Origin of the sequence: Virgibacillus sp. NKC19-16 (assembly GCF_021560035.1) — a bacterium.
In the GTDB taxonomy this organism is placed as follows: domain Bacteria; phylum Bacillota; class Bacilli; order Bacillales; family Amphibacillaceae; genus Virgibacillus_L; species Virgibacillus_L salidurans.
The window spans coordinates 216,546-230,046 of sequence record NZ_CP074373.1 but is presented as its reverse complement, the minus strand read 5'-3'; the positions used below and the strand labels follow the sequence as shown (position 1 = coordinate 230,046).

Annotated in this window: 14 protein-coding genes and 1 riboswitch; all 14 genes read right to left on the bottom strand. The window is 43.4% G+C overall.

The features are described from left to right. Nucleotide 1 precedes the first annotated feature (1 nt). Nucleotides 2–451, bottom strand: coding sequence for a bifunctional adenosylcobinamide kinase/adenosylcobinamide-phosphate guanylyltransferase (locus tag KFZ58_RS01305; RefSeq protein WP_235793080.1), 450 nt, complete (start codon nt 449–451; stop codon nt 2–4). Next, nucleotides 403–1,023 carry a histidine phosphatase family protein gene (locus tag KFZ58_RS01300; RefSeq protein ID WP_235793079.1) on the bottom strand — a complete coding sequence of 207 codons (621 nt, stop codon included), beginning with the start codon at nt 1,021–1,023 and terminating at the stop codon, nt 403–405. Before KFZ58_RS01300 ends, KFZ58_RS01305 begins: the two co-directional genes overlap by 49 nt. Next, the gene (cobS, locus tag KFZ58_RS01295; RefSeq protein WP_255694997.1) at nt 981–1,787 is read right to left on the bottom strand and encodes an adenosylcobinamide-GDP ribazoletransferase; all 807 of its coding nucleotides are present in this window, start codon (nt 1,785–1,787) and stop codon (nt 981–983) included. The genes KFZ58_RS01300 and cobS overlap by 43 nt, the downstream gene beginning before the upstream one ends. Further along, nucleotides 1,777–2,631 (bottom strand): cobyric acid synthase, encoded by an 855-nt coding sequence (locus KFZ58_RS01290; protein ID WP_235793077.1) that lies wholly within the window; start codon nt 2,629–2,631, stop codon nt 1,777–1,779. Before KFZ58_RS01290 ends, cobS begins: the two co-directional genes overlap by 11 nt. After that, a complete protein-coding gene (locus KFZ58_RS01285; protein WP_235793076.1) occupies nt 2,597–3,190 on the bottom strand; it encodes a bifunctional adenosylcobinamide kinase/adenosylcobinamide-phosphate guanylyltransferase in 594 nt (197 codons plus the stop codon). Before KFZ58_RS01285 ends, KFZ58_RS01290 begins: the two co-directional genes overlap by 35 nt. Beyond that, a complete protein-coding gene (gene cobD, locus KFZ58_RS01280; protein ID WP_235793075.1) occupies nt 3,172–4,248 on the bottom strand; it encodes a threonine-phosphate decarboxylase CobD in 1,077 nt (358 codons plus the stop codon). Before cobD ends, KFZ58_RS01285 begins: the two co-directional genes overlap by 19 nt. After that, complete coding sequence (gene cbiB / locus KFZ58_RS01275) at nt 4,223–5,173, bottom strand: adenosylcobinamide-phosphate synthase CbiB (protein WP_370642376.1); 951 nt, start codon at nt 5,171–5,173, stop codon at nt 4,223–4,225. Before cbiB ends, cobD begins: the two co-directional genes overlap by 26 nt. A gap of 18 nt (nt 5,174–5,191) precedes the next feature. Continuing rightward, on the bottom strand, nt 5,192–6,652 hold the full coding sequence (locus KFZ58_RS01270) for an adenosylcobinamide amidohydrolase (RefSeq protein ID WP_235793073.1): 1,461 nt from the start codon (nt 6,650–6,652) through the stop codon (nt 5,192–5,194). Further along, the gene (locus KFZ58_RS01265) at nt 6,652–7,722 is read right to left on the bottom strand and encodes a FecCD family ABC transporter permease (RefSeq protein ID WP_370642373.1); all 1,071 of its coding nucleotides are present in this window, start codon (nt 7,720–7,722) and stop codon (nt 6,652–6,654) included. Before KFZ58_RS01265 ends, KFZ58_RS01270 begins: the two co-directional genes overlap by 1 nt. Then, nucleotides 7,682–8,692: an ABC transporter substrate-binding protein gene (locus KFZ58_RS01260; RefSeq protein WP_235793072.1), complete on the bottom strand. Its 1,011-nt coding sequence runs from the start codon at nt 8,690–8,692 to the stop codon at nt 7,682–7,684. The genes KFZ58_RS01265 and KFZ58_RS01260 overlap by 41 nt, the downstream gene beginning before the upstream one ends. 133 nt (nt 8,693–8,825) lie before the next feature. Then, nucleotides 8,826–9,010: riboswitch (cobalamin riboswitch) on the bottom strand. 224 nt (nt 9,011–9,234) lie between these two features. Next, entirely contained in the window at nt 9,235–9,402 is a 168-nt protein-coding gene (locus tag KFZ58_RS01255) for a hypothetical protein (RefSeq protein WP_235793071.1), read from the bottom strand. Next, nucleotides 9,399–9,890 (bottom strand): ECF transporter S component, encoded by a 492-nt coding sequence (locus KFZ58_RS01250; RefSeq protein WP_235793070.1) that lies wholly within the window; start codon nt 9,888–9,890, stop codon nt 9,399–9,401. The genes KFZ58_RS01255 and KFZ58_RS01250 overlap by 4 nt, the downstream gene beginning before the upstream one ends. A gap of 28 nt (nt 9,891–9,918) precedes the next feature. Further along, nucleotides 9,919–11,709 (bottom strand): S9 family peptidase, encoded by a 1,791-nt coding sequence (locus KFZ58_RS01245; RefSeq protein WP_235793069.1) that lies wholly within the window; start codon nt 11,707–11,709, stop codon nt 9,919–9,921. A 406-nt stretch (nt 11,710–12,115) separates the two neighbouring features. Further along, complete coding sequence (gene glmM / locus KFZ58_RS01240; protein ID WP_235793068.1) at nt 12,116–13,462, bottom strand: phosphoglucosamine mutase; 1,347 nt, start codon at nt 13,460–13,462, stop codon at nt 12,116–12,118. Nucleotides 13,463–13,501 lie beyond the last annotated feature (39 nt).

Sequence of the window (13,501 nt, the reverse complement as noted above, 5' to 3'; positions counted from 1 at the left end):
GTTACAACTCCCTTTTGTTTTTTATCGTTTCTTCCATTCCATACCAGATGATATCGACCCGTTCCGCACGACCTGCTAAGTCCTGATATGTCCATCCTGTAATGTCTCGCCACATGCGATCACGTTTATCAATTGGTACGATACCTTTGGAAATATCAGTACCAATGATGACAAGGTTTCGCCCACTGTCCACTTTTTCCCACTGCAGCCATGGCGTGAATAGATTTATCACGTTCTTACGCAATGTGTTTGTTGAGCGTTCAGGACCTATTTGGGCATGAATCCATTTTTCAACACCTTCTAAAATTACGGTAGCTGATAGATCTGTACTCACGGGGGTCATTAGCGTATCTGTATCATATGCGGATAGCCATCGATATTGATTCGGTTCATAATGTTTTTTTACCCATTTTCGCTTTCCATTGTAGGCACCGCCTGTAATGAAGTGCATCGGTTATTCTCCTTCCAGTCTAGCGTCTCCCAGTAAAGCTTGATCCCAGTGCTATGAAGAATTTGCCATTCCCAAAAGCCTCTCTTCTCCTTAGTGAGTTTTGTTAACAGGAAACGTATTACCCCGCCATGCGTGACAAGTAAAATATTTCTATGCTCATCTTCATCTACTTGGCTTTTCAGTGTTTGCCAGCCGCGATTCAGCCTGCTTTCCATTTCAGAAAAGCTCTCCCCATCAGGCGGACGATTAATAAGCGGATTGTCCACCCAGTTTCGATATTCAGGTTCATGGCAAAGTTCCGCGTAGGTCGCCAGTTCCCACTTGCCAAAATTCATCTCCCGAAATGCAGCACTTTCTACATAAGGGGCATTGGAACAAAGTACAGCGGCCGTTTGCCTACACCGAAGTAAATCACTAGAAACACAGAGATCGTACGCCTCACATGGCAATCCTGTTAACTTATCCCGTGCTTCATCAGTAATCGGCGGATCACTCCAGCCAAGGTACCTTCTTTCCAGATTTGCCTTTGTTACACCATGGCGAAAGAGTGTAACAGCCACACCGCTATCCATAACAAAAGTTCCATCCCTTCTGAACTCGCACCTAACGTGTCTCCTGTAATGCCGCCGAAGTTTTTCTTTATTTTCCCAGCAACAATAAATCCTATAACAATCATACTACTTATCAGAATAAAATAGAATACAAGCAATTCCGTATTTAGTAGCGCTAGCATTATACCAATGATAATTAAATAGATACCATAAGTAACCCAGAATGCGTTGCTTCTCCCCTGTTGAAAAAAGACAGCCATTCCGCTATTTCTTGCTGCCGGCATTAGTTGCAAATAGGCACCCAACAGCATTTTACCAAGAAAGGGTATCAACATCACCATTAAATATGTCCAAGGTATAGCTATTGTCAGCAATTCATATAAAACAACAAAGCGAACGCCAAGAAAAACGATGATCGTTAGTGCGCCAAATGCACCAACACGAGGATCCTGCATAATTTCCAGCCGCTTCTGCTTATCCCTATACGAAAAATAAGCATCGCCTGTATCAATTAGACCATCCAAGTGAATTCCGCCAGATAAAAATATCAGTACAAGCCACAAACAAAGGGCAATCACGACATCTGAAAAAGGCGTAAAAGACTGAAGTATCAATAAGACAGCTGCATAGAATGCCCCTTGCAATAACCCAAGCAGCGGGAATGTCTTTAGCGCACGTGAAATATAGAAGCGACTCATCGGGAGCTCCCTTTTTATTGGAATACTTGTGAAAAATTGCAGGTTTATGCAGATTCCTATGAAAAATCCTCGTAAATTAGCGAGCATCGTTTTCACCCGTAATGATGTTTAATAGTTTTTCCCAATCGATATAGGCTCCCAAGTGCTCTGCCAGATTGTCGTAATTGGACTGCTTATCCGTTGGACGGGGATGGGTTTCGTTTTGGGGGCACCATCCCTTAACACTATCCTCTTCAGCAAGATTATGTTCAATATGCGGCACAACTCCTAGAACAGGAACCCCGCTATACGACTCCAGCCATTCTCTGCCGGTAGCAAAAGAAGAAACATCCCCATGAAATTTATTTATAATAATCCCTTTTACCTGCTTCCTTTCATCCGATGTCAGTAATTCCAGTGTCCCGACAATACTGGCAAATGCACCTCCCCTGTCAATATCAGCCACTAGGATAACAGGAACTTCCGCCATTTCCGCTACAGCCATATTAGCAAGATCGCTTTCTTTTAAATTCATCTCCACCGGGCTGCCAGCACCCTCTATCAAAACTAAGTCATAGTCTTGTTCCAGTTGATTCAATGCGTCCTGAATGGCTTCTCTCGCTAGATCATAATAGGATTTCTTATAATCCTGTCCAGAAACGATGCTTCTTTTTTCCCCGAAAAGGATCACCTCTGTCTGCTGATTTTCGCGAGGCTTTAATAGAACAGGATTCATGAGAACAGAAGGGGCGAGACTGGCCGCTTCCGCTTGCTGGGCCTGCGCAATACTTATTTCTTTTCCGTCACTTGTTACAACCGAGCGATCGGACATATTCTGTGCCTTAAACGGTGCAACATCATATCCTTTATTTGCAAAAAGGCGGCATAGACCAGTTGTGAGTATGCTTTTCCCGACATTAGAAGCAGTTCCCTGGATCATTATCCCTTTCATTTTCAGCCCCTCCCTTCTTGCAAACCGGTATACCGCTCTCCACCAAATAGGCAGCATCCGCCCACTCCACGATGTTTTGATGAACGTTTCCGAGTATGTATTGGTATTTTCTTGTTACCGATGCTTGATGCGGGACATCTTGCATTACTTCATTAGAAACAACAATCACCCCACTAGAAGCCTCCTGTAAACTGAATATATCTGTTAACATATAGTTCATCACCACACTGGAGTCATTGATGTTTTGATCAAATAAATAATTGTTTAATAATGTTGTCGCACAATCGAGTACGAGAATATCCTGTTTTGAAAAATTACTTGAAATACGTTGCAGGTTAGTCGGACATTCCCATGTTTTCCAATTAATAGATGCGATCGAGCGATTTTCCTGATGACGCGTTATTCGTTGACGCATTTCCTTATCGGAGGGAACACCACATGCAATATAATGTAAATTCGCGTCTAGCTCCCTGCTCCAATCTGTTGCCAATTCCTCAGCAAAAGAGCTCTTCCCACTGCGAACACCGCCAGTAACAAAAATCAGTTTACCCTTTTCCATTCGGATAACGCCTCCATCAACAAACTATTTTCCGCTTCCTTTTTAATAGCCACGCGAAGCCACTCCCCCTCGATCCCAGGGAAATTATACGTGTGACGTAATACAATTCCCTTCCTGAGTAAAAATGTAAAAAGTTCCTGCTGGTCGTCCATGGATGGATCTCTAATTAGATAAAAATTGATGGCTGATGGACTATGCTGAAAACCTGTTTCCCTGAAAAAAGAAAATAACCGATCCCTTTCTTTCTTGATATAGTCACGGGTTTGTGAGACGTGCTGCTGATCATCCAAGCATATTTTTCCAGCCTTTAAAGCAATTGCATTTATACTCCAATGGGCCTGCCTTTTGCCAATTTCCGTCAGCACTTCCGAATGCCCTGCGAGATATCCCAGACGCAAGCCAGCAATACTGTACATCTTTGTCAATGAGCGCAGCACCAATAGGAATGGCGATTGGCTGGCTTCATCAATAAAGGTTACAGGATTGTCTGCGAAGTCATAAAATGCTTCATCCAAGATTAACAGGGTTTCGGACTGTTCACATGTACCAATAAGCCAATCAATGGTTGTACGATCATATTGCATACCTGTTGGATTATTCGGATGGCAAAAAAACACAGCGTCAGCCGTTTTCAATTTCTGCTGCAATGATTCCATATCCATCCCCCATTCGGATGGATAAAGAATATGGTAAAAAATGATGCAGTTTTCACTCCGACATGCAGCCTCATATTCGGAAAAAGCCGGGTGGATGATCAGCACCTTTTTTCCTTGGAGATAGCGGGCAATTAACGTAATGAGTTCGGACGCGCCGTTTCCAGGTAGCAGACAGGATTCCTCGATACCTTCCTTTGCAGCAATTGTTTGTTTCAATTCGGCAAAAGTAGGATCTGGGTAATCATAAATATCCGCAAGCCAATTTCCCCAGTTGTGTTTGATCGCCTCAGGTGCGCCTAACGGATTAATATTCACACTGAAATCCACAATTTTCTCTGGCGGATTTATCCCAAGCGCATTGTATAAATGATGCGGATTAGAACCATGTGACGGCAGCTGCATAACATCCTCCCCCTATCCATAAAAGTATTAAAAAGAGCCTAACCGAACGTTCCATGATGGAGAGAGCGCCCAAAATGTGTTCCTTATACAAGTTTTTATAAGCTTGCCCCATTACAGCGCGCTCTGACTTAATACCCTGATAATAGTTCGTTCCTCCCAGCTGCACACCCAGTAGAATAGCAAGAGCCGCTTCGCCCCAGCCGCTATTAGGACTTGGATGCTTCCTAGCCTCCCGCTTCAAGTCATAGGCTGCCTGTTTTTTCGTTACGAAAGGAGATGAGCTCGACGTAATCATGCAAAAACCAGTAATGCGGCTTGGCAGCCAATTAAGCAAATCATCAAACCGAGCGGACGCCCAGCCAAATTGACCATACCTTTCATTTTTATACCCAACCATCGAATCACAAGTATTAACCACGCGGTACACTATCGCCAGCGGTGCACCGCCAACCAGCGCCCAGAATAACGGTGCCGTAATACCATCACTAATATTTTCTGCAACTGTCTCGACTGTCGCCCTTGTTATTTCTTCTTCATTCAAGTTGTCTGTGTCTCTTCCAACAATCATCGAAACCTGTTGTCTGCCTTTCGTAACGTCCCCTTTTTTCAAAGGCAGATAAACACGATGAGCAGCCTTTTTCAAATCGTTCCCGGCAATGGTAGTTGCTATGATGAGCGATTCTGCTACAATCCCTGCAAAAACATGAACTTGGTATGCACCGTATACAATTAATACTGTAATAGAAAATGTCACGATACCAATCACAATCAGCATGAGAATTCCTTTTGTTACGCGCCCGTCTCCCTTATTCAAACGCCGATCCAGCCATGAAATCATGGAGCCAATCCAGCGAACCGGATGCGGCCAGGAAGGGGGATCACCAATTAGTCGGTCTATGACCAAAGCGAGTGTTATACTAAGCAAATGATGAATCACCATAAGTTACATTAAACCTTGAGAACGCTGGATTGCTTTTTTTGTTTCTGTATAGACACTTTTTCCAATTAATTGGCCAAGCTTCGTCGCGGAACCTGCATAGGAAAGAACAGGCCCCTGCTGCACGGCAGCAACCAGAATGCTATCAGTTGAGGTGCCGGTTGCGATAGTATTAGTCTCGCTATCTTTAACCCCCAGCTCCATTAGCGTTTTCGTTTTCGCCTCTGTTGCAGTCATTACCGCCTGTATAAAGGCTTCTTCCGTCAGTTTCCCATTTACAAATAACCATATATTGATCGTCCCAGGCTTTACCTTCCCAAAAGCCGCTTCTGTTCGCGTGCTATCTGTCGCGTTCCCGACCCCTGCTGTCACTACAGTAAAAAGGGAAACGTCTTCTTTTTCCCATAACCCATAAGCAACACCTTCCATCTGAACGGCCGTCATCATTCCCACCGTAAGAGAGGCGTCGAATCCATACGCTTCTAGGTAATTCCGCATCTCACTTTCAGGATCCGAACAGTCATAGTCTCTCGGAACATGACGATTAACAAAATAACTATTCCAGCCATGACCGGCACCACACACGCCTGATGATAATGTTCGCATTGGGACTTTAGATGTGAGCGTAATATGTTCCTTTTTCACATGCAGCATGGAAGCATCAATCTTCGCATCAGATAAAAAATCGTCACCAGCAGGAATTAAATGCATCTGCGGTTTGGCAATTTCCGGGTGGGGATGCTTTTTCACCTCGGTTTGGTACACCTCTTTAACTAATTCCTCTGTCAGTACACCATCCGGGGCGTCCAAGGCTCGTGTCTGTCCTTCGTGCAGTAGTAGCAATCGATCACAATACAAACTGGCAAGGTTTAAATCATGAAAAATAGAAATAACCGTCAGCCCTTGCTGTTTTGCCCCTTTTTTCAACAAATCAAGCAAATCTTTTTGATAGGCTAAATCCAGATGGTTGGTCGGTTCATCGAGTAATAAAATTTCCGGCTGCTGGGCTAAGGCTTGTGCGAGAAACACCCGCTGTTGCTCACCACCTGAGAGCTGCTCCACCAAATCATGCTGGAAGCGGGTGATGTTCGTTTGCTCCATGACCATTTGCAGTACTTCTTCATCCTTCGTTGTCCAGCTTTGAAACAAGCCTCGGGTGTGCGCGTATCTTCCAAGTGCCACCGTCTCCCTCACCGTATAGGAAAATGCGTGTGCAGAGAGTTGGGGGAGTACTGCCATTTTCCTTGCCAGTTCTTTTCGCGAAAAATCCGCTATGTTCGTGTTATTTAGTTGAATGGAACCATCTGTACAGGCAATTAATCCGCTAACCATTTTCAGCAAGGTTGTCTTCCCGCTGCCATTAGGGCCTAAGATACCAAAGAACTCTCCTTTAGAAACAGAAAAGCTGACATCTTTTATAACAGGCTTCCCATCATAGCCTCCAACAACTGCATCCAAACGTAACATTACATCCCCCCTCGATTTCCTTTTCGTTGTTTAATCAAAATGACTCCAAATACTGGCGTCCCAATTAATGCCGTGATCACACCAATCGGCAAAATTGTCGGCGAGATAATCGTTCGTGACAACAGATCTGTCAGCATTAAAAATCCTGCACCGGTTAAAATGGAGAGTGGCAAGAGGTGAACATGATCCGGTCCCCACAGGCGTCTAGTTAAATGCGGAATCACCAAACCAACAAAACCTATTGCCCCGGAAACCGCCACCGCCGCACCAGTCAGTATCGACCCGGCAACCAAAATGATTAATTTCCGTTTTTGGACATCGACACCTAGATGCTGTGCCCGTTCTTCTCCAAATGACATCGCATTTAACTCTCTTGTGTTGATAAGCAGCAAAAGGGCTCCAATAATGAAGAATGGAATAATAATACCAACATAGCTCCATCCCCGCATCGACACACTACCAAGCAGCCAGCCCATGATTTGCTGCAGTTGGTCACCTGTAAAAGCAATGATAAGGGAGATAAATGCACCTAAAAAAGAACTAAAAATAATCCCCGTTAAAATAATCGTCTCCACCCGCATCGTCCGGTCCACTCTTCTAGCGAAAAATAACACAGATAAAATAGTCAATAAGGCTGTCGTAATACTTAAAACCGGCAGCGTATAAAGTCCAAGGAATGGAATAGAAATATTAAAAAACAATGTCGCAACTGCCCCAACAGAAGCACCTGAAGAAACTCCCAAGATATATGGATCCGCCAGTGGGTTTCGCAGTAAGCCTTGAAAGGCCGCTCCTGCAATGGCAAGAGAGGCTCCAACTAACCCTGCCAAAATCACTCTGGGCAGGCGAATTTGAAAAACAATATTTCTATATGTCTCATCGACCTGTTCAGCTATCGGTAAGTGAAAAATCTGTGCACCGAGAATTGTGATAATTTCTGAAACAGGAACGGACACACTACCAACCGATATAGCGGTCAGCATGGAAATGATTAAAAATACGAGTGCCATTATATAGGCAACTACATATTTACTCCGCTTCAAAATATTCCGGATAAACAACTTCAGCAATCTCCTCTGCACCCTCAACTAAGCGTGGGCCCGGACGACTTACAATGTCAGAATGTATGTCATAAACATCTTCATTTTCAACAGCAGTCACGGAGCCCCAACCGTCACGACTTACTACTTGTTCTACCGGATTATCCGAATAATGCCCGTATGTCGTTATAATAACATCAGGATCCAGCCCTACAATGGACTCCGGATCGATTGGCACCCAGCCATCCAGTTCTTCAGCAGCATTATCTGCATCAACAACCTCTAGGAGTGAATCGAAAAATGTGTTTTGTCCTGCAGTAAAAATATCCGGTGCCGGTGATACTTCAAAAAAGACCGATTTGCGTTCCTCTTCAGGAATTTCCTCTGCCGTTTCACTTAAGTTTGCAAATCCTTCTTCCATATTGTCGACGATTTCATCTGCTTCTTCCTGCGTTCCTGTAACTTGTCCGATTTGGTCAATGGCTTCATAGGTTCCTTCAATATCCTGTGCATCATTTACAACAAATACATTGATGCCGGAAGCACGAATCTGTTGCAGTCCTTCCTGAGAGGATTCCGCACTGGATCCATGAGCAAGAACGAGGTCTGGATCCAAACTAAGGATTACTTCGATGTTCATTTCTAAACCACCTATTCTTTCTTTTTCCTGCACTTCTTCCGGATAATTATCATGGTCTGAGACACCAACGATTTCATCCTCCAGCCCAAGCGCAAATGCGATTTCTGTATTGCTTGGAATCACCGAAACAATACGCTCCGGTTTTTCATCTATGGTCACTTCATTATCAAGCGCATCTGTGATCGTTAACGGAAATGCTCCTTCTTCTGATTCCTCTGTGCCCTCTGATTCTTCCGTTTGTTCTGTTTGTTCGGCACTGTCATCTGAAATTTGCGAATCATCTTCGGATTCAGAGCCACAGCCGATTAAAAGACCAAATGTAAGTATTAATACAAATAAAAATGATAAAATCTTTTTCACGTTCGTACCCCCTTATAGTATTTGTATAAACTAAAAAAACATCTTCACGAGAAATGAAGATGGATATGTAAAAGGGCAGCCAACAAATAAAATAAACCTGTCCCATTACACCCTCCTATTCCTCGTAGGTTTGGTGCGCGTCCGGTTACAGGCAGGTCTCCTGGCTTATGATCATCGCTTACTGTCCTTCCCATACATCGAATGCACAGTGGTCATTACAGCTAGCTCACATATACAGTGGCGGGACCGCGTTGGATTTTCACCAACTTCCCTATTATAATTTCTGAAGTCGAAATCACCTGAAGCCTTAAACTATTAATTTTTTCACAACTTAAGTATACATAGTTCTACAGGATTTGTCATTACTTTTAGTTCAAGGAAGCACGGGTTCTGATGGGAGAGAGGATCCTCAACTACTCTCCTCAGCCCAAATATTAACTATACTCTACACCTCTCTTCACCCGTTTATAATACAGCAGGGCTTTGACCATAAACGTGCCAAATTCAGCGACTAGAATAGTCATTTATTATCGCTAAACTGGTTAAAATTCAAAGTCCTTAGAAGAAAATGATTCAAGAAGATCTGAAGTTGGCATGCCAAATCCCTGCCTATATTCTTCTCTAATTTCTTGTATCATCTTTTTAATTTCGGGGTTTATTTCTACTTCCTTACTAATAGTTGTTTTTTCTTTTTCACTAAAGTATCTCATCCCCTCACTTCTCCCTTATAATAATATCTCTGAAATCCAAACAAACGCGGAATAGCTATATAAGCTATAGTTATATTTAATAGAGAGCCTATGAATAACGAAGGTAGCATTGCAATATAAAATGCAATATCAAATAAGAATATAAATGGTAATGGGGCGATCAAGGCATTACCGAACAAGAATAACACTCCAGCTAAAACCTTTTGTTCTTTTTGAAAAAGTATAGCAAACAGTGAAACAAGCAAAGCCATTTCTATCGCAATAATTAAGTGTAGGATTCCGAGTGGCATTCCCCCAATAAGCGCTGAAAGCAAATGGCCGAAAGCCCCGACCATAGCTCCGGCTCCCGCCCCAAAGAAAGCCGCTGCTAATAAAGCCGGGAAAACATCCAATGCTACACTTCCAATCACTGCAGGTACCTTAATAGCCGCGCCTACTGCAGATAGACTTATAAATAAGGCTAGTAAACTCATTTTTCTAACATTCATTTTCAGATTTCCTTTCTCAATATCTATCCTATCCCTGATGCTTCTCCAAAAAGTCCAGCATCAAACTGTACACCTTAATCTCATTTTCTCTTTTCGAAAAGCCATGCCCCTCGTCTTCCAGCACGAGATATTCCACATCGCGGCCTTTTTCTTCAAGTTTAGCGACGATTTGGTCGGACTCCTCTTTGACGACACGTGGATCTTTTGCCCCTTGAATAACGAGCATTGGTTTTGTCATACCGTCCAGGTAAGTTACGGGTGAATCCCTAATAAAACGCTCTTTATCACGTTCTGGATCACCTACCCAGCGCTCCATAATTGGCTTCCAATGAGGCGGGACGGAATTAACGAATGTGAATAGATCAGACGGCCCGAAGATATCGACTACCGCTTTGAAATATTCCGGATGGCGTCCGTGTAATAGAAGCGCCATGTAGCCACCATAGCTGCCACCAACGAGAAATAATTTTTCCGGATTTGTGATATTATTATCAAACAGCCACTGAATGCCGGCCACATTATCCAGGCGCGGCCCTTCTCCCCAGTCTTGTTCCACTAATTTTACAAAAGATGAGCCATAGCCTGTGCTCCCACGGAAGTTTGGCGCGAAAATGGTATATCCGCGATTCAGGAATGCCTGGAACATCGAACGGAACATTTTTCGCTCAGATGCCTGTGGCCCCCCGTGTGGCCAAAGAATCGTATAACCGTTGTCATTTTCAGGCTTTGCCTTGAATAATAGAGATTCTATTTCCATACCGTCAAAAGATTTATAGGAAACCACATCAGGCTCAACCATGTCCTCCGTGCTAAGACCCAGTACGCGATTGTTTGTCAGTTGCTTCCATTCCTCCCCATTTGTTGTTTGGAAAATATTAAGTGGTACGGTGCTGCTTCTTCCCAGCATATACAGATTCCCGGATTTGGCAACATGTACCTTTTCAATCACATCAACTGGTGTGGACAGCCTTTTAAGATGCTCCGATTCCGGTTCGTAACGGTATAAAATATCTTCCACACCTTTTTCAGTTACTAGATAAAGTGATTCATTTTCCTTGTCCCACTTTAGAGATTCTACACTTTCTTCCTCGATCGCCAGTACAGACGCAAATTCCTTTGTAGCCAGATCAAATTTTGCCACATAGCTGTATTCACTCTCGTAATCTGTTACAAAATAGATCGTTTTATCATCGACAAAAACAGCATCCCCAACAACGTGAACCTTTTCGGGATCAGGTGTTAAATCATAGGATTTATTACCAATTTTCACAAAGCCTGTAATATATGTATTTGCAAACATGCGCAAATATACAAATGCATCTTCATTGTCAGATACCGCTACTAGATGCGTTGGCGATACTTCTCCCTCGTTCAGTAATGTATCGGTATTATTTTCCAAGTTACGCATGCGCGCGTTCAGGAAAGATGGATTCTCTTTCGATGTCATATAATAGATTCGTTTTCCATCTTCACTCAGATGGGTAAAATAATACTTTTCCTCCGGTTCCCCAGTAATAAGCGGCTGCGGGAGTCCGCCCTCATGAGGAATAGCGTAGATCTGATGGTTCTCATCCCCGTCTTTGTCATACCCTGCGAGCACATAGCGATTTTTCGGATCAACCTGGATAAAGCTAATTGACTCATCATGATGGGCAAACAAATATGGAAATGTATCCGGTAAATCCATTGCCCATAAATTCACTTTCCCGTCTATATTGGAACTGAAAATAAGCCGCTCTTCATTACTGCTCACTGTAAAATCTTTAATCACATTTGTGCGGAAAAATTGTTCTACGGTTGGCTTTGGAAATTGTATCATTGTTGACCTCCTCATTCGTATGTTTTTTCAAAATTAATAGATAATCCTAGTATAAATGATTTCTCTCGCATGTGGTAGAGATATTGGGTTTTTTTATTAGACTTAATCGTGTAGCTGCTCGGACTACGGGACTCGTCCCATTGGGGTCGGGATTCGGTCGGCGGATCGCTCGCGGGAGTTTTTATCAATCTGGCAGAACCAGTTATCAACATTGAAAAGAAGAGCACGTTCAAATCGGGAGAGAAAACATCCAAAATGGGAGGGGGCAACTTCATATCGGGACAGCATGCATCCAATACGGGAGGGAGCACACTCAAACGGGAGGGGCCATCCACTTATTACACATCATTTTAAACAATCCCAATCAAAAAACCGCCCCCATCCCAGAGAGCGGCTCCAATCAAATCTATTCCTTCATCCCCAACAAATCATCAATCACTTTCGCAACACGTTCAACATACATTTCGCAGTCTTCTTTCGTAGGCGCCTCTACCATGACACGGACAAGAGGTTCTGTCCCCGATGGCCGGACCAGTACGCGTCCTTCATCACCCAGTTCTTTTTCAACTGCCTCGATCTCGCTATTAATGCGAGAATTCGTCAGGGCTTCATTTTTATCGACAACTTTTACATTTTTCAGTACTTGCGGAAAGATACGCATTTCTCCTGCGAGCTCTGATAGGGGCTTACCTGTTTCTTTCATGACATTTACAAGCTGGATAGCGGATAACATCCCGTCGCCTGTTGTCACATAATCGAGGAAAATAATATGCCCTGATTGTTCTCCGCCAAGGTTGTAGCCGCCTTTTCGCATTTCTTCCATGACATAACGGTCCCCTACTGACGTTTTATCACTGTGTATTCCGTTTTCTTCCAGCGCTTTATAAAACCCTATGTTGCTCATCACCGTTGATACGACCGTGTTATATTTTAGTACACCTATTTCATTCATATATTTTGCACAAATATACATGATTTGATCACCGTCAACGATGTTTCCTTTTTCATCGACAGCGATTAGGCGATCCCCATCGCCATCAAAAGCAAGTCCGATGTCGGCATCCTTTTCTGCTACAAATTCCTGCAGCTTTTCCGGATGCGTTGAGCCAACATTATCATTTATATTTAACCCGTCTGGTGATGAGCCAATTGAGACAATATCGGCTTCCAGGTCAGCGAATAAATGTGTCGCCAGGGTAGATGTTGAACCATGAGCACAATCCAGCGCAATTCGCATACCCTCAAAGTCATTATCTATCGTATCCTTCAAGAAGGAGAGGTATTTTTGGCCACCTTCAAAATAGTCATTAACGACACCTACATCCCCGCCAACAGGACGCGGCAGATCATCATCCCCGTCCATGAGGCGTTCAATTTCATTTTCCTGATCGTCTGATAATTTATAACCGTCCGAGCCGAAAAATTTAATGCCATTATCTTCAACTGGGTTATGTGATGCCGAAATCATGATGCCAGCTTGTGAGCTTGTGGCTGTTGTTAAGTAAGCAACACCTGGCGTTGAAATGACGCCGACACGCATGACTTCTGCACCAATCGATAGTAACCCGGCTAAAAGTGCACCCTCAAGCATGTACCCGGAAATGCGTGTATCACGTCCTATGATGATTTTAGGCTTTTCTGTATCACTAGTTAAAACGTGTCCACCAAAACGTCCTAATTTAAATGCCAGTTCTGGTGTGAGTTCCTTATTTGCAACTCCTCTGACACCATCTGTTCCAAAATATTTTCCCATTGCTATACCTCTCCTTTATATCCAATTCGACCTAGTGAG

Bases quoted from the DNA above. Each gene is read 5' to 3' on its own strand.
- KFZ58_RS01305 (WP_235793080.1), bottom strand. From the start codon at position 451: ATGCACTTCATTACAGGCGGTGCCTACAATGGAAAGCGAAAATGGGTA.
- KFZ58_RS01300 (WP_235793079.1), bottom strand. From the start codon at position 1,023: ATGGATAGCGGTGTGGCTGTTACACTCTTTCGCCATGGTGTAACAAAG.
- cobS (WP_255694997.1), bottom strand. From the start codon at position 1,787: ATGCTCGCTAATTTACGAGGATTTTTCATAGGAATCTGCATAAACCTG.
- KFZ58_RS01290 (WP_235793077.1), bottom strand. From the start codon at position 2,631: ATGAAAGGGATAATGATCCAGGGAACTGCTTCTAATGTCGGGAAAAGC.
- KFZ58_RS01285 (WP_235793076.1), bottom strand. From the start codon at position 3,190: ATGGAAAAGGGTAAACTGATTTTTGTTACTGGCGGTGTTCGCAGTGGG.
- cobD (WP_235793075.1), bottom strand. From the start codon at position 4,248: ATGCAGCTGCCGTCACATGGTTCTAATCCGCATCATTTATACAATGCG.
- KFZ58_RS01270 (WP_235793073.1), bottom strand. From the start codon at position 6,652: ATGTTACGTTTGGATGCAGTTGTTGGAGGCTATGATGGGAAGCCTGTT.
- KFZ58_RS01255 (WP_235793071.1), bottom strand. From the start codon at position 9,402: ATGAGATACTTTAGTGAAAAAGAAAAAACAACTATTAGTAAGGAAGTA.
- KFZ58_RS01250 (WP_235793070.1), bottom strand. From the start codon at position 9,890: ATGAATGTTAGAAAAATGAGTTTACTAGCCTTATTTATAAGTCTATCT.
- KFZ58_RS01245 (WP_235793069.1), bottom strand. From the start codon at position 11,709: ATGATACAATTTCCAAAGCCAACCGTAGAACAATTTTTCCGCACAAAT.
- glmM (WP_235793068.1), bottom strand. From the start codon at position 13,462: ATGGGAAAATATTTTGGAACAGATGGTGTCAGAGGAGTTGCAAATAAG.